We start from the raw sequence: 19203 nt of genomic DNA, 5'->3' as shown, positions 1-19203 counted from the left end.
GGTCCCGTTCGTCGTACCGGTCCCGTTCGTCGTACCGCGGTCGAGACCGGAACCGATGAGTTCCGGGAACCCCCGCGGTCCACCCTGGTGTGGACACGACGGAACCCGAACCCCTGACCGTCCCCGGGCCCGCTCCGCTGCCCCGGGACGTCGCCGCGCTGTGCGACCGCATCGGCCGGCTCGCCCGGGACGGACCCCGCGAGGCGTCCTGCGACGTCAGCGCGTTGACCCGGCCCGGACTCGGCGCCGTGGACGCGGTCGCCCGGCTGGCCCTCGTCGCGCGCCGCCACGGCGTCCGCCTCCGGCTCACCGGCGCCGGACCGACCCTGCGCGCGCTACTGGGTCTCGTCGGTCTCGTCGAGTTGCTGGGGGAGCCCGAAGAGCGGGAACCACCGGGCGGTGTCCAGGAAGGCGTTGAGCCCGACGATCTTCCCGTCTGAGATCTCCAGCACCTGGAGCGCCCACGGCTCGTGCCCCGGCAGCCCGTCCTGCCGCGGCCGGTACTGGCCGAAGGCGGGCATGCCGTTCGCCGTGGTCGCGACCAGCCGGGAGCCCTTGCAGCCGATGCCCTGGTTCAGATGCCAGGCCGCTATGTCCTCGTGGCCCCGCAGCCACAGGTCGAACGGCGGCATCGACAGCACGGCGTCCTCGTGCAGGAGGGTGGTGAGACGGGTGATGTCGTACGCCTCGAAGGCGCTCAGGTACTGCTCCAGCAGTCTCGCCTGGTCCGCGTCCAACGGGTCCGCCGGGTCGCTCTCGCGGATCCCCTGACCGGCCAGCGTCGCCCGGGCCCGCTGGAGCGCGCTGTTCACCGAGGCCACGGTGGTCTCCAGGAGGGTGGCGACCTCGTCCGCCTTCCACGCCAGCACCTCGCGCAGGATCAACACGGCCCGCTGCTTCGCCGGCAGGTGTTGGAGCGCCGCCACGAACGCCAGCCGGACCGACTCCTTCGCCAGCGCCATCTCCGCCGGGTCCGCGGTCTGCGGCAGCACCCGCCCGTCGGGGACCGGCTCCAGCCAGGTCACCTCGGGCCGCTCGTTCAGCACGGCGGAGGCCTGGTGCTGCGGGGCGCTCAGGTCCATCGGACGGGCGCGCCTGTTCCCCGCCTTCAGCAGGTCCAGGCAGACGTTCGTCGCGATCCGGTACAGCCAGGAACGCAGCGAGGAGCGGCCCTCGAACTTCTCGTGGGCCCGCCAGGCGCGGATGTACGTGTCCTGCACCGCGTCCTCGGCGTCGAAGGAGGAGCCGAGCATGCGGTAGCAGTAGCCGGTCAGCTCGACCCGGTAGCGGTCCATCGCCGCATCCAGCTCCGGGCTGGTCGCAAGGTCACTCATGGCGTCGATCCCCCTGGTCGGTCCGATAACTCGGAAGCTACCGGAGGGGTCTGACAGCCGCCTCCCGAACGGCCCGACCAGGCCGGACGCGCCGGCGGGGACGCGCCCTCGGGCCCGCCCCCGCCACCGCCCCCGTCAGCGGGTACGCGTCACCGCGCGGTCGCCGCGGCCATCGGCCGGCGCTCGGAGCGGGCCGCGTGCGACCCGTACAAGGTGATCGACACGACGCCCAGCACCGCCAGCAGCGCGATCCCGACCGTGGCCGCCCAACCCGAGGCGTGATAGGCGAGCGCGCCCAGGGTGCCGCCCGCGCTGGAGCCCAGGTAGTACGCGGACTGGTAGAGCGCCGAGGCCTGCGCCCGGCCCGTCTTCGCCGTCCGGCTCACCGCCGACGAGGCCACCGCGTGCCCCGCGAAGAAGCCGGCCGTGATCAGCACCAGCCCGGCCAGGATCGCGGCGAGCGAGTCCGCCGGCGACAGCAGCAGCCCCAGCGCCGTCGTGGCCACGGCCAGGTACAGCGCGCCGCGCCGCCCGGCCCGCGCCACCAGCCGACCGGCGGCCGCGGAGGAGACGGTGCCGACCAGGTACACGAGGAAGACCGAGCCGACGACGCCCTGTCCGAGCGAGAACTCGTCCACCAGGCGGAAGCCGACGACCGTGTACACCGCCCCGAAGACGGTCATGAACAGCGCGCCGATCCCGTACAGCCGCAGCAGCAGCGGATCCCGCAGGTGGCCGGCGACGGTGCGCACCACGGCGCGCGGGTTCAGCGAGGCCGGCCGGAAGAACCGGGCCCGGGGCAGCAGCACCAGGAACGCCGCCGCGCACGCCAGCGACATCAGAGCGACGGTCAGCAGCCCCGCCCGCCAGCCCCACGCCTGCGCCGCCCACCCGGTGACGATGCGCCCGCTCATGCCGCCGATGGAGTTGCCCGCGACGAACAGACCGATGGCGGCGACCAGCGCCTTCGGCTCGACCTCCTCGGCCAGGTACGCCATCGCGGAGGCCGGGACGCCGGCGATCGCCGCGCCCTGCACCGCGCGGAGCACGATCAGCCATTCCAGGTTCGGCGCGAAGGGGACGAGGAGCCCGAGACCGACGGCGATCACCATCGACCAGGTCATCATCCGGGTCCGGCCGAACCGCTCGGACAGCGCGCTGAGCGGCAGGACGAACAGCGCGAGCGCGCCGGTGGCCGCGGACACCGTCCAACTGGCCTGCCCCGCCGTCACGCCGAAGCCGGCGGAGACCGCGGGCAGCAGCGCCTGGGTGGAGTAGAGGAGGGCGAAGGTCGCCAGCCCGGCGGCGAAGAGCGCGAGGCTCATCCGGTGGTAGCCGGGGCGGCCGGGGGAGTGGGGCTCCGGTGCGGGAAACGACGAGGTGGAGGCACCCGGGATGACGGGTGCCCCGGTATGAGCGGGAGGCATGCCAAAACCGTAGGCCCGCGTTTTTGATGCGTCCAATGCATGGATTCGCCATAATCGATCCACTGCCGCATCACCACAGGTCACAGGGGCGCATGTCAATGAACCGTTACGAAGAAGACATGGCCGTGACACGCCTGCTGGCCCCTCGGCTGACCTGGTTCGTCGCCGTGGCCCGGCACGAGCACGTCACCCGCGCCGCCCACGAACTGGGCGTGCCGCAGTCCACCCTGTCCCGGGCCGTCGTCCGCCTCGAACAGGACCTGGGCGTCACGCTGTTCGCCCGCAAGGGCCGTACCGTCGCCCTCACCACCGCCGGGCGCACCTTCCTCGCCTCGGCCGAAGGCGCGCTCGCGGAGATCGCCCGCGCGGCCGAGTCCGTCCAGCAGGACGCCGACCCGACCGCCGGCAAGGTCGCCTTCGGCTTCCTGCACACCCTGGGCTCCGAGACCGTTCCCGGCCTGATCCGCGCCTTCCGCGCCGACCACCCGCGCATCCGCTTCTCCCTCGTCCAGAACTACGGCGAGGCCATGCTGGAGCGGCTGCGCGCCGGCGAGCTCGACCTCTGCCTGACCTCCCCGCTGCCCGACGCCCCCGACCTGGTGGCCCGCCGCCTCGACGAGCAACGGCTGCGCCTGGTCGTACCGGACGACCACCGCCTCGCCGGCCGCAAACGGATCCGGCTGGCCGAGGCCGCCGAGGAAACCTTCGTCACCCTGGAGCCCGGCTACGGCCTGCGCCGCATCACCGACGACCTGTGCGCGGAAGCCGGGTTCACCCCGAAGGTCGCCTTCGAGGGGGAGGAGGCCGAGACCCTGCGCGGCCTCGTCGCGGCCGGCCTCGGCGTCGCCCTGCTGCCGCCGCCCGCCGTGGCCCGGCCGGGGGTGGTCGAGCTGACGGTGACGGCGCCCCGCGCGGTCCGCGAGATCGGCGTCGCCTGGCTCGACGGACACCCCGACACGCCCCCGGTCGCGGAGTTCAAACGCTTCCTGCTGTCCCGACGCGGGCGCCTGATCCCGGAGTTGCAGGGGCCGATCTGACAGCGGGTCCGGCCGGCGGCGCCACGGGCCGGAGCCGGCGGCGCGCCTACTCCCGCGCCTGCTCCCGCGGCGACTCCGGTTCCGGCGCCGCCGCGTTCGACAGCAGGTATCCGGCCTGGAAGCGGGACTTGGCGCCCACGGCCCGCATGATCTCCGCGATGTGCCGCTGACAGGTCCGCTCCGACATCCCGAGCCGGCGCGCGATCACCTTGTCCTCCAGCCCCTCCGACAGCAGCCGGACGATGGTCTGCCGCAGCTCGTCGGAGAGCGTGCGGGCCGCCTCCGGGCTCACGGTCACCGGGAACGGCTCCGCGTCCAACCAGGAGCGGTCGAACGCCGACGTCATGAAGTGCACGACGCTCGGCTCCCGCACCACCAGGGCGGCCCCGCCCCGGTCCGGCACCGCCATCAGGCCCGTGCGCCGGTCGAAGACCAACATCCGCATCAGCCCGTCGCCCAGCGTCCGCACCTGCGCGCCCAGCGCCGTCACCCGCTCCACGTAGGCCGCGGTCGGACGCGAGTACCGGGCCGTGTGCTGGTAGATCGTCCGCATCCGGACCCCGCGCGCCAGCAACGCCTCGTCCCGCCCGATCGACTCCTCCAGCACCTCCGGGGGCCGCCCGCCGCCCGGCTGCGAGGTCAGCAACTCCTCCTCGGCGGACGCGGCCAGCTCGGCGATCAGCCCCCGTACCGCCCCCAGATCGGTGACCAGCTCCAGCCGGCCGGCCCCGCTCAGGTCCCGGTGCGCGGCCCCCGCCTCGTACGCCGGCACCAGCTGTTCCAACCGTCCCCGCAGCCGGTCCATCTCGTCGTGGGTCTCGCGCACGAGCAGCGCCAGCGGGGCCAAAGCCCGGGCCGCCGCCGCCCGGGGCGCCACCGCGCTCCACCGTTCCGGCCCGTCGTCGGGAGACCGCTGGAGCAGGTGCGCCGCCGCCAGCTCGGTGACCGCCGCGGCCGCCCGCACGCCCAGTGCCGCCGTCGCCTCCGCCGGCGTGAAGGCGTGCCGCTCCACCGCGAACGCGTAGAGGCGCCGCGCCGCAGGACTCAGTTCGCCCATGTCTCGGACTTCATCGGCTGGCATATGCATATTCGTCCCGGCTTGTGAATGTTTGTAAACCCCTCGTGTTCCCGCAAGGCGGCAAGACGACGCCCGGCCGACAGCCTGCGGCATATGCCGAACCGGCACAGTGGAGCCACGGCGTGAAGGGGGAGCGCGGTATGCGGCAGCGGACGGCCGACCAACGGCACCAGCCCGTGGCAGTCCTGCTGAGTCCGCGCCCCGCCGTGGTCGCGGCCGCCCGCCGTGCGGGCGCGCGCACCGTGGTGGTCGCGCCGGATCCATCGGTGCCATCCGACCGTGAGGGGGCGGAGCGGCGGGTACGGACGGACTGGCGCGACCACCCGCGTCTCGTGGGGGCCGTCGCCCGACTGGAAGAGGTCCGGCGCGGCCGGGCCGCCGTCTTCGGCTTCGATCCCGCGGGCGCCCTCGCCGCCGCCCGCGCCAATGAGGAACTCGGCCTGCCGGGCACGCCCACCGCCGCCGTCACCGCCCTCATGGACAAGGCCGCCCTGCGGGCCCGCTCCAACAGCCTCCACGCCACCCACCCCGTCTCCTTCGCGCGCTGCGGCCGCGCCGACCTCATCCCCTTCATCACCACCCTCATCGGCTACCCCTGCGTCATCAAGCCCCGCTGGGGCGCCGACGGAGAGGGCGTACGACTGGTCGTCGACCCGGCCGGCGCCCGCTCCGCCGCCCGCGGCTATCCGGCCGTCACCGACCTGCTCGTCGAGGAGTACCTCGAAGGCCCCGAGTTGGCCGTCGCGGCCCTCTCCCGCGAGGGCCGCCACCGCGTCCTCGGCTGGTCGCGGCGGATCCCCGCCTCCGGCCCCGACCTCACCGCGAGCGGCCACCGCCTGCCGATCGCCCTGGACGCGACCGCGGCCGAGGCCGTCAGGACCCTGGTACGCGCGGTCCTCGACCTCTGCGGCCACCGCGACGGCCCGTCCCACACCGAAGTCGTGCTCACCGCCCGCGGCCCTCGGCTGATCGAGGCCCACGCCCGCCCCGGCACCGACGAGCTCACCCACCTGCTCCGGATCGCCCACGGCACCGACGTGCTCGGGCTGACCCTCGCCGCCGGACTCGGCCTGCCCGACCCGCTGCGCCACCCGCGCGCCGCCCACGCCGGACTGCGGTACGTGGACTTCCCGCCCGGCTGGCGCACCGACGGGGCCGGCTCCGTCGTCGCGGCGGCCCGGGCCGTGCCCGGCGTGGTCCGGGTCCACCTCGACGTTCCGCGCGGAGCCGTCGTCCGGCGCCCGCCGACCGGGGCGCGGCACCACGCCTACGTCCTCGCCGCGGCGCCGACGGCGGGCTCGCTGGGCGCCGTCCTGGACCGGGCCACGGGCCTGCTGGGCGGCCGCCACGACGCGCCCGGGGTCCACGTGGTGCGCTGACCCCCCCGCCGGACCGCCCCGGACGGTCCGGGGCCCGCCGCGCCTCAGCCCCGCAGGGACCGCCCGAACCCGGAGGCGAGCGGCATCCGCAGGCCCAGCGGCGGCGGGGCGGCGAGCGCGTCGGTGACCGGCCGCGAGTACCGGCCCGAGAACACCGCGCCGAGCACGAAGTCCACGGCCAGCGCCACCACTTCCGCCTGGTGCTCGCGCAGTCCGTGCCCGTCCGAGTGCACCTCGAAGCGGCAGGTCGAACGGTTCGCCTTCTTCGCCCGCGTCGCCAGCCGGAAGGAGGACTCGGGATCGCTGCGCGCGTCATTGGTCCCGTGCACGATCAGCACCTGCCGCCCCGAGAGCTGTTTCACCGGCTCGGGGCGTTCCTCCGGGGCGGGCCCGCCCAGGCAGGGGGCCAGCGCGAGAACCGAGTTGACCGCCGCGTGGCCGCCCGCGCGCAGCGCCGCCCGGCCGCCGGCGTCGTAGCCGACCAGGCAGACGGGCACGTCCCCGTACCGGCGCACCACCTCGTCCGCCGCCCACTCGGCGTCCTCCTCCCGGGCCGCGGACCCGTGCACGACGGGGTGCGCGACCAGCCCGTGCGCCGCGCCCGAGCGCGCCAGGGCCCGCGCGAGCGGGCGCAGCGGCCCGGGGAACCATCTGGACGCCCCGGGGAGGAGGAGTACCGCACCACTGACCGTCGTGACCGGGCCGTTCGCGCCGGCCGCCCGCCCCAGGCGGGCCCCGCGCGCCGGCGGCGCATGCTGTGCCATGGCGGAACAGTCTCAGACCGACAGGTGTACTCCACCCGTCCGCACGGTCACTGTTACGTATCGACGGCCGCCGCGGGCACCATGCTCTACGCGCGTAGGAGCTAGAGTGCCCAGATGACGAGCGAGACCCTCAACGTGCCCACCCCGGATCAGATCCGCCGCTCCCCGAAGGTGCTCCTGCACGACCACCTCGACGGTGGACTGCGCCCCGGGACCATCATCGAGCTGGCGCAGGAGGCCGGCTACGAGAACCTCCCCGAGACCGATGCCGACAAGCTGGGCATCTGGTTCCGGGAAGCCGCCGACTCCGGCTCCCTCCCGCGCTACCTGGAGACGTTCGCGCACACCTGCGCCGTCATGCAGACGAAGGCCGCCCTCTTCCGGGTCGCCGCGGAGTGCGCCGAGGACCTGGCCGAGGACGGCGTCGTGTACGCCGAGATCCGCTACGCCCCCGAGCAGCACCTGGAGGCCGGCCTGACCCTCGAAGAGGTCGTCGAGGCGGTCAACGACGGCTTCCGCGAGGGCGAGCGCCGCGCCAAGGCGAACGGCCACCGCATCCGCGTCGGCGCGCTGCTGACCGCGATGCGCCACGCGGCCCGCGCGCTGGAGATCGCCGAACTGGCGAACCGGTACCGCGACAACGGCGTGGTCGGCTTCGACATCGCGGGCGCCGAGGCCGGGTTCCCTCCCACCCGACACCTCGATGCCTTCGAGTACCTCAAGCGCGAGAACAACCACTTCACCATCCACGCGGGCGAGGCCTTCGGCCTTCCGTCGATCTGGCAGGCCCTGCAGTGGTGCGGCGCCGACCGCCTGGGTCACGGCGTGAAGATCATCGATGACATCGAGGTCGCGGCCGACGGCTCCGTGAAGCTCGGTCGCCTGGCCTCCTACGTCCGCGACAAGCGCATCCCCCTGGAGATGTGCCCGACGTCGAACCTGCAGACGGCCGCCGCCGCCTCGTACGCCGAGCACCCGATCGGCCTGCTGCGCAAGCTGCACTTCCGGTTGACCGTCAACACCGACAACCGGCTGATGAGCGGTACGAGCATGAGCCGCGAGTTCGAGCACCTGGTCGACACCTTCGGCTACTCGCTGGACGACATGCAGTGGTTCACCGTCAATGCGATGAAGTCCGCGTTCATTCCTTTCGATGAACGACTCGCCATGATCAACGAGGTCATCAAGCCCGGTTATGCGGAGCTGAAGTCGGAATGGCTGTTCCGGCAGACCGCCTCGACCAGCGGTTCCGTCTCGGCCTAGGCCATGGCCTGACGGACCGAAGGCGCCCGGGAGGAGCAATTCCCGGGCGCTTTCTCGTATGTACGGATGTTTGCGGGCGGGGGTTTGAAGTGACTAGTTTGCGGAGCCGCTCAATTCCCCGTCGCAAGGACGATCCTTCATGAAGCAGTCAGCTGCCAAGACCCTCGGCCTCGCCGCTCTCGGCGCCGTCGCCGCCGTCGCCGCCGCCGCCGGTTCCGCCGCCGCCGTCCCCGCCGTCGGCCTCCAGGACGCGCTGGGCCCCGTCACGGGCGCCCTCCAGACCGCCACCAGCCAGCAGCACGTGAAGGCCGAGGGGGGTCAGTCGAGCGACCCCGCGGCCCCGATCGGCCAGCTCGCCGACTCCCTCGGCCCCACGCTCGGCGGCCTGCCCGTCGGTGGCGCGCTCGGCGGCTGACCCTCGCCGAAATCCGCACGCGAGTACGCATGGCGCACACCGCTTCGAGCAGGTGTGCGCCATGTCGCGTCGTGTGCCACGATCACCGTCAACTGCCCGCCAACGCACGCGGTATGAGGTCATCGGTCATGCGCCTGAAGGCACCAGTCAAGCTCGGAGCGGCCACGGCCGCACTGCTCCCGGCCCTCCTCCTCGCAACGGCGGGTTGCAGCGGTACGGGCACCCCGGAGGCCGGCAAGGCCCCGGACCCCAAGGGCTCCGCCTCGGCCCCGAACCCGCCCACGGGCGCCCCCGGAGCCCCCGCCTCCTCGGCCGCGCCGAAGAAGGCCGGCACCCGACTGGAACGCACCGCCCTCGAACAGGGCGACCTCGCCGGCTACCAGATCTCCGCCCAGGGCAAGAACCCGAACGCCCCCGACGGCCAGCCGCAGGCCGACAAGAAGCCCTGCCAGCCCCTCGCCGACATCATGGGCGACAAGCCCGACCCGGCCGCACGGGAAACCGTCAACCGGGGCGTCGGCTCCCAGAAGCAGGTCGGCCTCGCCGTCTCCGCCTCCGTCAGCTCCTACGCGGAGAAGGACGCCGAGCGGCTGATGTCCCGATTGCGCGACGCCGTCGCCGCCTGCGGTTCCGGCTTCGCCGCCACCGTGCAGAAGCAGACCGGCAGCTACCGGGACGTGAAACCGACCCCGTACGAGACCGGCGGGGACGAGAGCGTCAGCTGGACCACGACCGCCGCCGCCCAGGGCGTCTCCGCCCAGGTCCACCTGGTCGTCGTGCGCGAGGGCGCCACCGTCGTACGGCTCATGGCGCTCAACGTGGCCGCCGCCGAGAAGAAGGCGCGGGTCCCCCGGGAAGTGGTGGACAAGCAGCTGGAAAAGGTCCAGCGGGCGGCCTGATCGGACCGACGCAACCGACTACCAGGCGGTGTGGGCGGAACCGGCGGCGTACTTCTGGTTCGGCAGCAGCACCCACAGCGCCAGGTAGATCAGGAACTGCGGACCCGGCAGCAGGCACGACAGGACGAAAATGATCCGCATCGTCTTCGTCTTGATTCCGAAACGCTGCGCGAGACCGGCACAGACGCCACCGATCATCCGTCCGTCACGGGGGCGGGTAATCGCGCTCATGGGGATTCTCCTTCGTATGGGATCGCTTTCCTGCGATGCCTCAATACTCGCGGGGAACCGCCGACAAAACCTCGGTCCAAGGGCCGAGCTCGACCCTGGTGATTCTCGGGGTGTGCCCCTGAGAACGCCTCAGCCGAGCCCTCAGGGCCGGCACCACCGTCGCGTGCGCGATCAGCACCCCGACGGTGTTCAACAACAGCGAGTCCACGTCGACCACCTGACCCGGGACCGCCGTCTGCAACATCAGGATGCTCAGCGAGACCAGCGCCCCCGCGGCCGCCGTCCGGGCCAGCGAGGACCACGCGGCCAGCGGTGACGACGCGAGCCGCCCACCGATCAGCGGCAACAACACCCCGAGCGGAGCCAGCAGGGCCAGCCCCTCGCCGATCCGGCGGGCGGCCTCCAACGGTCCGTACGCGAGGTCCTCCCGGATCCCCTCCAGCGGGGACAGGTTCGCGGCCGCCGCCCAGGGAACGTCCAGTGGGCGCAGGCTCAACCAGCCGACGAGGAGGAGATGGGCGGCCAGCAGGACCCCGCCCAGGAGCCGGAGCCGGAGATCTATGGCGGCGCTGCCGCCGCCCTCATGACGCTGCACACCAGCGAGGACGCACACCCCGGTGGCGGTGGTTCCGGCGGTTCGGCAGGGACTCCGACCGCGTTTCAGCCGGTGGCGAGCAGCACGATCAGCGCGACCGCGCCGATCACGGCGGGCGCGATGATCTCGAACGACCACCGCACGCTCACATCGCCCTGCGCCCCCGCCCGGGAGGCCCCGCGCTCGGCCAGCTCCCGCAGCTCGTCCACAACCTTGTCGGCGCCCGCCCGCTGCGGCCCGTCGACCGCCGCGCCGGCCTTCCCCTGGTCCGGGGACAAGCCCCTGCCGGTCAATCCGCCGCGCCGACTGTAGGGGCGCTGCGCCTTCTTCCGCTCGCGCAACGAGACCGGCACGGACCAGAGCTGGTACGTGGAACCCTCCGCCAGCACCTCGGCCGAGTAGCCGGCGCGCACCGCGTCCACGGCCGCCCACGGCAGCTCGATCACCCGGAAGGGATTGCGCACCCGCATGCGGTCGTCGTTGGCGAAGACGGCGGGCCGGATGGTGAACGCCACGACGAGCGGCACGGCGCACACGGCGATGGCCAGCGCCACCCACCGCGTGCCCCCCTCCCCGCGCAGGACCGCGTCCCCGCAGAGCCAGGCGACCAGCCCGAGCATCAGCACGCCCGTGACGATGGCCATGGGCGAGCGGTAGACCCGGTCGTCGTACACCGGCTCGTCAGGGGGTTGCTGGCTGCTCATGCGCCCGATTGTGCCTCACGCCGTCTCACCCCACGAGATCGGCGTACAGGATGATGTTGTCGGGGCGGTGGCCGTCGGTGATCTCGCCGCCGCAGGTGACGACCCGCAGCTCCGGGCGGGTGGTGTTCCCGTACACCTTGGTGGTGGGGAAGCGCTTCTTGTCGACCTGTTCCAACTCGCGCACCCGGAAGACGGCGGACCGGCCGTCCGCGCGGGACACGGTGATCTCGTCGCCGACGTGGACCTTGGAGACGTCCTTGAGCACGGCCGGGCCGCGCGCGGTGTCGAAGTGTCCGATCAGCACGGCGGGGCCCCTCTGGCCCGGGGTGACGCCCTTGGTGTACCAGCCGATCCTGTCCCCGTCGGCGACGGAGGGCACCTCGACGGTGCCGTCGGCCTCCAGCCCGAGGCGGAGCACGGGGGAGGTGTCGACACCCGCCGCGGGGATCCGTACCCGGACCGGTTCCGAGGCGGGCAGCGGCGTGAGCGCCGCCGGCGGCGCGGAGGGCGCCGCGGAGGCCTCCCGCGCGGGTGTCGCGGCGATGTGCGGCGGCGGTGCGTCGGCCTCCCCGGCCGGGCGGTCGGTGCCGCAGCCGGTCAGGGCGGCCAGGGCGACGGGCGCCAGGAGCGCGGCGGCGAGCAGGGTACGGGCGGCGCGGGGGGCCATGGAAGTGCTCCTGGAACGGGCCGGTGTGGCGCGGGCGGGAAGGCGAACGCCCTGCGGCGGGCCACCGGGAAGGTGACCCGCCGGAGGGCGTGTTCGACGAGGGATCGGCGGCGGTCAGGCGCGGCCGCGGGAACGGCGGGCGAGGTGCATCGCCGCCGCGCCGAGCGCGGCGAAGATCGCGACGAGACCGGCGCCGGCCGCGACCGTGCTGCTGTCGTCCGTGTCCGGGGTGGCGATCTCGGCGCCCGCGGCGACCGCGCCGCGGGGCACGACGGCCGTCTGGGCCTTCAGGTCGCTCTTCGCGGTGACGGCCGCCGTGGCCGAGGGCGCGGTCTTCGCCACGACGATCGGCTTGACGGAGGACTTCACGGAGGGGACGGTCGTCGGCTTCGTGGAGGGCTCGATCGTCGGCTTCGTGGACGGCTCGGCGGACGGCTCGCCCTGCGGCAGCGGGTGGCTGCTCGTGCCCGCCGGCCCGCGGACCGTCAGCGAGGGGGCGGCGGTGTCCGCCTTGACGAGGGTGAACGTGGACCCGTCGATCGTGGCGGTGGTGTGCGCGCGGTTCAGCAGCTCGTACACGTGACCCGCCCAGCCGTCCGAGGGCTTCCAGTCCGGGCCGACGGCGCGCAGCCACACCTCGGGGCCCTCGGACTCGTTCCGCAGCACCGCCAGCACGCCGTCGGCCACGAGGACCATCTCCCCCGCGTAGCGGTCGCCGCCCGACGTGGTCCCGGACACCGAGGTGACCGCCTGGGGGGCGGGCGCGGCGAACGCGGTCGCGGCGGGGGCGAGGAGCACGCCGGCGAGGGCGGCGGTGACGATCGAGGTGCGGAGGGCGGTACGCATAACGACTCCTGAAGCGTGGGTGAGGAGAGTGGAGGAGAGTCGCATGCCGCGTTGAGTCTGGTCGGTCTGGTTCACCGGGGTCAGGTGTGGCGGGCTGCTGACGAGAAATCTAGTGATCTTGTGCGGTCGGACGATCCTGTTCCTGTCACCGAATCGTCACGGCGCGAGGTTGTTCGTTCGGCGCATGCGTTTTCGGTTGATTCGGGGGAGGGGGGTGACAGGTCGCTACGCGCGTAGATATGCTCATGTGGTGACCATGCCCACCACCCTCACCGCATTCGCCGACGTGACGACGTCCGACGGTGCGCTGCGCCGCTTCCTGCACGGGCTGCCCGGCGTAGACGCAGTCGGACTGGAGGCCCGCGCGGCCTCCCTCGGCACCCGCTCGATCAAGACGACGGCCAAGGCCTATGCCATCGACCTGGCCATCTCGATGATCGACCTGACGACGCTCGAGGGTGCGGACACCCCGGGCAAGGTCCGGGCGCTGTCCCACAAGGCCGTCAACCCCGATCCGACCGACCGTACGACGCCCATGACCGCCGCGGTCTGCGTCTACCCCGACATGGTGGCCACCGCCAAGGCGGCGCTGAACGGCGCCGACGTCAAGGTGGCGTCCGTCGCCACGGCGTTCCCCGCCGGCCGCGCCGCCCTTCCCGTGAAGCTCGCGGACACGGCCGACGCCGTCGCCGCCGGCGCCGACGAGATCGACATGGTCATCGACCGTGGCGCCTTCCTCGCCGGCCGCTACCTGGACACGTACGAGCTGATCCGCTCCGTCAAGGAGGCCTGCGTCCGCCCCGACGGCACCGCCGCGCGCCTCAAGGTCATCTTCGAGACCGGCGAGCTGTCGACGTACGACAACATCCGCCGGGCCTCCTGGATCGGCATGATGGCCGGCGCCGACTTCATCAAGACGTCCACCGGCAAGGTCGGGGTGAACGCCACCCCCGCCAACACCCTGCTCATGCTCGAAGCCGTCCGCGACTTCAAGGCGCAGACCGGGATCCAGATCGGCGTGAAGCCGGCCGGCGGCATCCGCACGACCAAGGACGCGATCAAGTTCCTGGTCCTGGTCAACGAGACCGCGGGCGAGGACTGGCTGAGCAACCACTGGTTCCGCTTCGGCGCCTCCAGCCTGCTCAACGACCTGCTGATGCAGCGCCAGAAGCTGAGCACCGGCCGTTACTCCGGTCCCGACTACGTGACGGTGGACTGATCACCATGGCATCCCTTTTCGAGTACGCACCCGCCCCCGAGTCCCGCTCGGTCGTCGACATCGCCCCGTCCTACGGGCTCTTCATCGACGGCGAGTTCACCGAGGCCGCCGACGGCAAGGTCTTCAAGACCGTCTCGCCGTCCTCCGAGGAGGTCCTGGCCGAGATCGCCCAGGCCGGCGCCGCCGACGTGGACCGCGCCGTCAAGGCCGCCCGCAAGGCCTTCGAGAAGTGGTCCGCGCTGCCCGGTTCCGAGCGCGCCAAGTACCTCTTCCGCATCGCCCGGATCATCCAGGAGCGCAGCCGCGAGCTGGCCGTCCTGGAGACCCTGGACAACGGCAAGCCGATCCGGGAGACCCGCGACGCGGACCTCCCGCTGGTCGCCGCGCACTTCTTCTACTACGCGGGCTGGGCCGACAAGCTCGACCACGCCGGCTACGGCGCGAACCCGCGTCCCCTCGGCGTGGCCGGCCAGGTCATCCCGTGGAACTTCCCGCTGCTGATGCTCGCGTGGAAGATCGCCCCGGCGCTCGCCACCGGCAACACGGTCGTGCTCAAGCCCGCCGAGACCACCCCGCTGTCCGCGCTCTTCTTCGCGGACATCTGCCGCCAGGCGGGCCTGCCCAAGGGTGTCGTCAACATCCTCACCGGGTACGGCGACGCGGGCGCGGCCCTCGTCGAGCACCCGGACGTCGACAAGGTCGCCTTCACCGGCTCGACCGCGGTCGGCAAGAAGATCGCCCGCCACGTCGCCGGCACCGACAAGAAGGTCACCCTGGAGCTGGGCGGCAAGGGCGCCAACATCGTCTTCGACGACGCCCCGATCGACCAGGCCGTCGAGGGCATCGTCACCGGCATCTTCTTCAACCAGGGCCAGGTCTGCTGCGCGGGCTCGCGCCTGCTGGTCCAGGAGTCGATCCACGACGAGCTGCTCGACTCGCTCAAGCGCCGACTGTCCACGCTGCGCCTGGGCGACCCGCTCGACAAGAACACCGACATCGGCGCGATCAACTCCGCCGAGCAGCTCGCCCGGATCACCGCGCTCGCCGAGACCGGCGAGGCCGAGGGCGCCGAGCGCTGGTCCCCGGCGTGCGAACTGCCGTCCGCCGGCTACTGGTTCGCCCCGACGCTCTTCACGAACGTCACCCAGGCGCACACCGTGGCCCGTGACGAGATCTTCGGCCCGGTGCTGTCCGTGCTGACGTTCCGTACGCCCGACGAGGCCGTCGCCAAGGCCAACAACAGCCAGTACGGCCTGTCCGCCGGCATCTGGACGGAGAAGGGCTCGCGCATCCTCGCGGTCGCGAACAAGCTCCGCGCGGGCGTCGTCTGGGCCAACACGTTCAACAAGTTCGACCCGACCTCGCCCTTCGGCGGTTACAAGGAGTCGGGCTTCGGGCGCGAAGGCGGCCGTCACGGCCTGGAGGGGTACCTCGATGTCTGAGTCGTCGTCGACGCGTCTGAATGTCTTCAAGACCTACAAGCTGTACGTCGGGGGGAAGTTCCCCCGCTCCGAGAGCGGCCGGGTGTACGAAGTGACGGACTCGAAGGGCAAGTGGCTGGCCAACGCCCCGCTGTCCTCCCGCAAGGACGCCCGTGACGCGGTCGTCGCCGCCCGCAAGGCCTTCGGTGGCTGGTCGGGCGCGACCGCGTACAACCGGGGCCAGATCCTCTACCGCGTAGCCGAGATGCTGGAGGGCCGCCGCGAGCAGTTCGTCCGCGAGGTCGGCGAGGCCGAGGGACTGTCGAAGTCCAAGGCCGCGGCGGTCGTGGACGCGGCGATCGACCGCTGGGTCTGGTACGCGGGCTGGACCGACAAGATCGGCCAGATCGTGGGCGGGGCCAACCCGGTCGCGGGCCCGTTCTTCAACCTGTCCACCCCGGAGCCGACCGGCGTGGTCACGGTCGTCGCCCCGCAGGACTCCTCGTTCCTGGGCCTGATCTCCGTGATCGCCCCGGTGATCGCCACGGGCAACACCGCGGTCGTCATCGCGAGCGAGAAGTCCCCGCTGCCCGCGCTGTCCCTGGGCGAGGTGCTGGCCACCTCCGACCTGCCCGGCGGTGTGGTCAACATCCTGTCCGGCAAGGCCGGCGAGATGGGCCCGCACGTGGCGTCCCACCAGGACGTCAACGCCATCGACCTGGCGGGCGCCGACCCGGCGCTGGCCAAGGAGCTGGAGATCGCGGCGGCCGACAACCTCAAGCGCGTCCTGCGTCCACAGCCTGTGGACGACTGGACGGCGGACCCGGGCACCTCGCGCCTGACCCCGTTCCTGGAGACCAAGACGGTCTGGCACCCGACGGGTTCGCTGGGCTCGGGCGGTTCGTCCTACTAGGTCCTGTCGTCAAAGTGGCACCGGGCGCCACGGGCCAGGCGAAACTTTGACGACAGGGCCCAGGCCGCCCCTGGACCGGCCCCGGCAGCGACCCCCGTGCTGCCGGGGCCTTCCCGTGCCCGCGTACCTACCTGCCCGCCGCCGGGAGCAGCGGCCCCAGCAGCGAGGACGCCGCCGCGGTGGGCAGTTCGCCGACCGAGGGGCCCTGGGTCAGCACTCCGGTGACCATGCCCGTGCCGACCGACGGGAAGTCCGCGACCTTGGTGGCCACGCCGTTGTCGAGCGGATCCACGCCGGTGTGGGCGAGCGGGTTCACCTTGAGGTTGGAGATCGGGTCGGCGACGCCCGCCAGGGCCGCCGGGACCGAGAGTTCACCGGCCTGGGCGCCCCCCGCCGCCATCGCCAGGGCCGCGCCGGCCATGGTCAGGGTGAGGCCCGCGCCGCGAAGGGCGCGCGTGCCGGCGCCGTTGCCGGGTGCTGCGTGACGTGCCATGAGGATCCCGCCTGTGGTCGTAGTCGCGTGCGCACGCAGCGTAGTGGAGCGGCGGCCGTCGACACCAACCGGCCGCGCGGGGTGTGAGAGTGCTCGCAGGGCACGCCGCCGGTGTATCGATACCGCGGGTCATGGTTCACACTGGTCTCCCGTGAGCTGCTCCTCTCCTCTGCCAACGCGTGTCGTGCTGCTGACCGGACCCTCGGGCTCCGGCAAGTCCTCGCTCGCGGCCCGCTCCGGGTTGCCCGTGCTGCGCCTGGACGACTTCTACAAGGAAGCGGACGACCCGACCCTTCCCCTGGTCGAGGGCAGCTCCGACATCGACTGGGACTCCCCGCTGTCATGGGACGCGGAGACGGCGGTCGCCGCCATCTCCCGACTCTGCGCGGAGGGCCGGACCGAGGTCCCCACGTACTCCATCGCGACCTCCTCGCGGACCGGGACCGAGACCCTGGACATAGCGCGGACCCCCCTGTTCATCGCCGAGGGCATCTTCGCGGCGGACATCGTGGCGCGTTGCCAGGACCTGGGGCTGCTCGCCGACGCGATCTGCCTGCGGGGACGGCCCTCGACGACCTTCCGGCGGCGCCTCGCGCGGGACCTGCGGGAAGGCCGCAAGTCCCTGCCGTTCCTGCTGCGCAGGGGCTGGCGGTTGATGCGGGCCGAGCGGGGCATCGTCGCCCGGCACACCGCGCTCGGCGCCCATGCCTGCGGCCGCGACGAGGCGTTGGGCCGGCTGGCCGCCTGCGCCGCCGGCCGCCACCGCGCCGCCGCCTCGGCGTAACCCCGCCCGGGCGCCGCCTCGGGCCGTCCGCACCCGGGCACGCGAAAAGGCGGGATCACGCGGACCCCCGGCCGCTTGATCCCGCCTCTTCCCCCCCGCGACCCCCGCCCCACCCCCGTAGGACGGGCCCCCGGCCCCGTGGTCCAACCCCCGTTGGTCTCTGTCAGGCGACGAGCTCGCCGAACGAGTCCGACTCGTCGCGGCCGAAGCTCAGCGCCTCGTCGTCCCGCAGGCGCCGCAGCGACCGCCAGATGCTCGACTTCACCGTGCCGACGCTGATGCCCAGGATCTCCGCGATCTCCGGGTCCGTGCGGCCCTCGTAGTACCGCAGCACCAGCATTGTGCGCTGCGGTTCCGGGATGCGGGTCAGGGCCTGCCACAGCACCGTGCGCAGCTCCGTGCCGCGCATCGCGTCCGTGTCGGAGGCCGTCTCCGGCAGTTCCTCGGTCGGGTACTCGTTCAGCTTGCGCCGACGCCACGCGCTGATGTGCAGGTTCGTCATCGTGCGCCGCAGGTAGCCGCCGACGGCGGCCTTGTCGCTGATCCGGTCCCAGGCGCGGTAGGTGGAGAACAGCGCGCTCTGGAGCAGGTCCTCGGCCTCGTGGCGGTCGCCGGTGAGGTGGAAGGCCGTCGCGTAGAGCGCGGCCCGCCGCTCCTGTACGTACGCCGTGAACTCCGCTTCCGAGGAGGAAGGGATCCGCGTGGCGGGAACCGCCTGGTACGTGTTCGCGTCGATGGCTACAGGGTGCGTCGGTCGCGGACGGGCGACCGTCGCCGTACGGACACCCGCCCGGCGGTTCACATCGTGCAGCCGCGTGACAACCGCGCTGGTGGTGGTGCTGTGCAGCGTGTTCATCTCGCGCCCCCCGTCGTGGAGTCTGCTTCGGTCCGTTCGTTGGTATGAAGACTGCCCGGCCGAGATAACCGGGGTGTCCTTCGACTGTCACAGGCCTGTCACAGGGACCTGTGAGGGATCTCCACGGCACGACTGTCGAAGTCCCAACGGCTGATGGGACAGAATGAGCCCGTGCCTTTCCTGTTGCTGATCGAGGACGACGACGCCATCCGCACGGCCCTCGAACTTTCCCTGTCACGCCAGGGCCACCGTGTGGCCACCGCGGCGACGGGCGAGGACGGCCTGAAACTGCTGCGCGAGCAGCGGCCGGACCTGATCGTGTTGGATGTGATGCTGCCCGGGATCGACGGTTTCGAGGTGTGCCGGCGGATCCGCCGCACCGATCAGCTGCCGATCATCCTGCTCACCGCCCGCAGCGACGACATCGACGTCGTGGTGGGCCTGGAGTCGGGTGCCGACGACTACGTGGTCAAGCCCGTCCAGGGCCGGGTGCTCGACGCCCGCATCCGGGCCGTGTTGCGCCGCGGCGAGCGGGAGGCGAGCGACTCCGCGGTCTTCGGGTCCCTGGTCATCGACCGCGCGGCGATGACGGTGACGAAGAACGGCGAGGACCTCCAGCTCACGCCGACCGAACTGCGCCTGCTGCTGGAACTCAGCCGCCGGCCCGGCCAGGCCCTGTCCCGGCAGCAGTTGCTGCGGCTGGTCTGGGAGCACGACTACCTCGGTGACTCGCGGCTCGTCGACGCCTGCGTGCAGCGGTTGCGCGCCAAGGTGGAGGAAGTGCCGTCCTCACCGACGTTGATCCGCACCGTTCGGGGCGTCGGCTACCGGTTGGACTCCCCGCAGTGATCAGAGCCCTGTTCGCGGGCCGGCGCTGG

22 protein-coding genes are annotated in these 19203 nt (G+C 72.5%); 11 read left to right on the top strand and 11 right to left on the bottom strand.

Translation table 11 applies throughout. The features are described from left to right. Window positions 1–89 precede the first annotated feature (89 nt). Window positions 90–440: an STAS domain-containing protein gene (locus ACIRO3_RS03685; protein WP_404131984.1), complete on the top strand. Its 351-nt coding sequence runs from the start codon at window positions 90–92 to the stop codon at window positions 438–440. Here ACIRO3_RS03685 and ACIRO3_RS03680 read toward each other — a convergent pair. Both ACIRO3_RS03680 and ACIRO3_RS03675 read right to left on the bottom strand, forming a co-directional pair. After that, the gene (locus ACIRO3_RS03680; protein ID WP_404131982.1) at window positions 336–1334 is read right to left on the bottom strand and encodes a sigma-70 family RNA polymerase sigma factor; all 999 of its coding nucleotides are present in this window, start codon (window positions 1332–1334) and stop codon (window positions 336–338) included. The two genes, ACIRO3_RS03685 and ACIRO3_RS03680, sit on opposite strands and share 105 nt — an antisense overlap. A 149-nt stretch (window positions 1335–1483) precedes the next feature. Further along, window positions 1484–2761 (bottom strand): MFS transporter, encoded by a 1278-nt coding sequence (locus tag ACIRO3_RS03675; protein ID WP_404131979.1) that lies wholly within the window; start codon window positions 2759–2761, stop codon window positions 1484–1486. Window positions 2762–2859: 98 nt separating this feature from the next. On the opposite strand from ACIRO3_RS03675, the gene ACIRO3_RS03670 reads away from it, so the two are divergent. Continuing rightward, on the top strand, window positions 2860–3798 hold the full coding sequence (locus ACIRO3_RS03670) for a LysR family transcriptional regulator (RefSeq protein WP_267828790.1): 939 nt from the start codon (window positions 2860–2862) through the stop codon (window positions 3796–3798). Window positions 3799–3844: 46 nt separating this feature from the next. Here ACIRO3_RS03670 and ACIRO3_RS03665 read toward each other — a convergent pair whose 3' ends face one another. Beyond that, window positions 3845–4855 carry a LuxR C-terminal-related transcriptional regulator gene (locus ACIRO3_RS03665; RefSeq protein WP_404131977.1) on the bottom strand — a complete coding sequence of 337 codons (1011 nt, stop codon included), beginning with the start codon at window positions 4853–4855 and terminating at the stop codon, window positions 3845–3847. 161 nt (window positions 4856–5016) lie between these two features. On the opposite strand from ACIRO3_RS03665, the gene ACIRO3_RS03660 reads away from it, so the two are divergent. Further along, window positions 5017–6255 (top strand): ATP-grasp domain-containing protein, encoded by a 1239-nt coding sequence (locus ACIRO3_RS03660; RefSeq protein ID WP_404131974.1) that lies wholly within the window; start codon window positions 5017–5019, stop codon window positions 6253–6255. A 44-nt stretch (window positions 6256–6299) separates the two neighbouring features. Here ACIRO3_RS03660 and ACIRO3_RS03655 read toward each other — a convergent pair whose 3' ends face one another. Further along, window positions 6300–7019: an alpha/beta hydrolase gene (locus tag ACIRO3_RS03655; RefSeq protein ID WP_404131971.1), complete on the bottom strand. Its 720-nt coding sequence runs from the start codon at window positions 7017–7019 to the stop codon at window positions 6300–6302. A gap of 114 nt (window positions 7020–7133) precedes the next feature. Here ACIRO3_RS03655 and ACIRO3_RS03650 point away from each other — a divergent pair, with 114 nt between their 5' ends. From ACIRO3_RS03650 to ACIRO3_RS03640, 3 genes are all read left to right on the top strand, one after another. Beyond that, window positions 7134–8282: an adenosine deaminase gene (locus ACIRO3_RS03650; protein ID WP_267802803.1), complete on the top strand. Its 1149-nt coding sequence runs from the start codon at window positions 7134–7136 to the stop codon at window positions 8280–8282. Window positions 8283–8421: 139 nt separating this feature from the next. Further along, on the top strand, window positions 8422–8697 hold the full coding sequence (locus ACIRO3_RS03645; RefSeq protein ID WP_361778350.1) for a hypothetical protein: 276 nt from the start codon (window positions 8422–8424) through the stop codon (window positions 8695–8697). 128 nt (window positions 8698–8825) lie between these two features. Beyond that, complete coding sequence (locus ACIRO3_RS03640) at window positions 8826–9596, top strand: hypothetical protein (protein WP_404131968.1); 771 nt, start codon at window positions 8826–8828, stop codon at window positions 9594–9596. Between the two features lie 18 nt (window positions 9597–9614). On the opposite strand, the gene ACIRO3_RS03635 is transcribed toward ACIRO3_RS03640, so the two are convergent. From ACIRO3_RS03635 to ACIRO3_RS03615, 5 genes are all read right to left on the bottom strand, one after another. Continuing rightward, window positions 9615–9827 carry a PspC domain-containing protein gene (locus tag ACIRO3_RS03635; protein WP_404131965.1) on the bottom strand — a complete coding sequence of 71 codons (213 nt, stop codon included), beginning with the start codon at window positions 9825–9827 and terminating at the stop codon, window positions 9615–9617. A gap of 40 nt (window positions 9828–9867) precedes the next feature. Further along, window positions 9868–10422 carry a VanZ family protein gene (locus tag ACIRO3_RS03630; protein ID WP_361778359.1) on the bottom strand — a complete coding sequence of 185 codons (555 nt, stop codon included), beginning with the start codon at window positions 10420–10422 and terminating at the stop codon, window positions 9868–9870. Window positions 10423–10487: 65 nt separating this feature from the next. Continuing rightward, window positions 10488–11126 (bottom strand): PH domain-containing protein, encoded by a 639-nt coding sequence (locus ACIRO3_RS03625; protein ID WP_404131961.1) that lies wholly within the window; start codon window positions 11124–11126, stop codon window positions 10488–10490. 25 nt (window positions 11127–11151) lie between these two features. Then, window positions 11152–11793 carry a class F sortase gene (locus tag ACIRO3_RS03620; RefSeq protein WP_404131957.1) on the bottom strand — a complete coding sequence of 214 codons (642 nt, stop codon included), beginning with the start codon at window positions 11791–11793 and terminating at the stop codon, window positions 11152–11154. A 114-nt stretch (window positions 11794–11907) separates the two neighbouring features. Continuing rightward, window positions 11908–12639, bottom strand: coding sequence for a hypothetical protein (locus ACIRO3_RS03615; RefSeq protein WP_404131954.1), 732 nt, complete (start codon window positions 12637–12639; stop codon window positions 11908–11910). Window positions 12640–12895: 256 nt separating this feature from the next. Between ACIRO3_RS03615 and deoC the strand changes: the two genes are divergently transcribed. Genes deoC through ACIRO3_RS03600 form a run of 3 tightly spaced genes read left to right on the top strand, consistent with a single transcriptional unit; the run spans window position 12896 to window position 16192 of the window. Next, window positions 12896–13858, top strand: coding sequence for a deoxyribose-phosphate aldolase (deoC, locus tag ACIRO3_RS03610; protein ID WP_404132357.1), 963 nt, complete (start codon window positions 12896–12898; stop codon window positions 13856–13858). A gap of 5 nt (window positions 13859–13863) precedes the next feature. Continuing rightward, the gene (locus ACIRO3_RS03605; protein WP_366148820.1) at window positions 13864–15300 is read left to right on the top strand and encodes an aldehyde dehydrogenase family protein; all 1437 of its coding nucleotides are present in this window, start codon (window positions 13864–13866) and stop codon (window positions 15298–15300) included. Next, window positions 15293–16192 (top strand): aldehyde dehydrogenase family protein, encoded by a 900-nt coding sequence (locus tag ACIRO3_RS03600; RefSeq protein WP_404131951.1) that lies wholly within the window; start codon window positions 15293–15295, stop codon window positions 16190–16192. Before ACIRO3_RS03605 ends, ACIRO3_RS03600 begins: the two co-directional genes overlap by 8 nt. Before the next feature lie 127 nt (window positions 16193–16319). Here the strand turns inward: ACIRO3_RS03600 and ACIRO3_RS03595 are convergent, their stop codons facing one another. After that, entirely contained in the window at window positions 16320–16685 is a 366-nt protein-coding gene (locus ACIRO3_RS03595; RefSeq protein ID WP_361778378.1) for a hypothetical protein, read from the bottom strand. A gap of 115 nt (window positions 16686–16800) precedes the next feature. Between ACIRO3_RS03595 and ACIRO3_RS03590 the strand changes: the two genes are divergently transcribed. Beyond that, a complete protein-coding gene (locus tag ACIRO3_RS03590; protein WP_404132354.1) occupies window positions 16801–17469 on the top strand; it encodes a uridine kinase in 669 nt (222 codons plus the stop codon). 163 nt (window positions 17470–17632) lie between these two features. On the opposite strand, the gene ACIRO3_RS03585 is transcribed toward ACIRO3_RS03590, so the two are convergent. Further along, complete coding sequence (locus ACIRO3_RS03585; RefSeq protein ID WP_361778381.1) at window positions 17633–18325, bottom strand: SigE family RNA polymerase sigma factor; 693 nt, start codon at window positions 18323–18325, stop codon at window positions 17633–17635. A 171-nt stretch (window positions 18326–18496) separates the two neighbouring features. Here ACIRO3_RS03585 and afsQ1 point away from each other — a divergent pair, with 171 nt between their 5' ends. Next, window positions 18497–19174 carry a two-component system response regulator AfsQ1 gene (gene afsQ1, locus ACIRO3_RS03580; protein ID WP_180291024.1) on the top strand — a complete coding sequence of 226 codons (678 nt, stop codon included), beginning with the start codon at window positions 18497–18499 and terminating at the stop codon, window positions 19172–19174. Window positions 19175–19203 lie beyond the last annotated feature (29 nt).

It is taken from the genome of Streptomyces sp. NPDC102278 (assembly GCF_044766345.1).
Lineage (GTDB): Bacteria > Actinomycetota > Actinomycetes > Streptomycetales > Streptomycetaceae > Streptomyces.
Note: the sequence above shows the minus strand (reverse complement) of the source record. Positions and strands in the feature narration are given on the sequence as shown.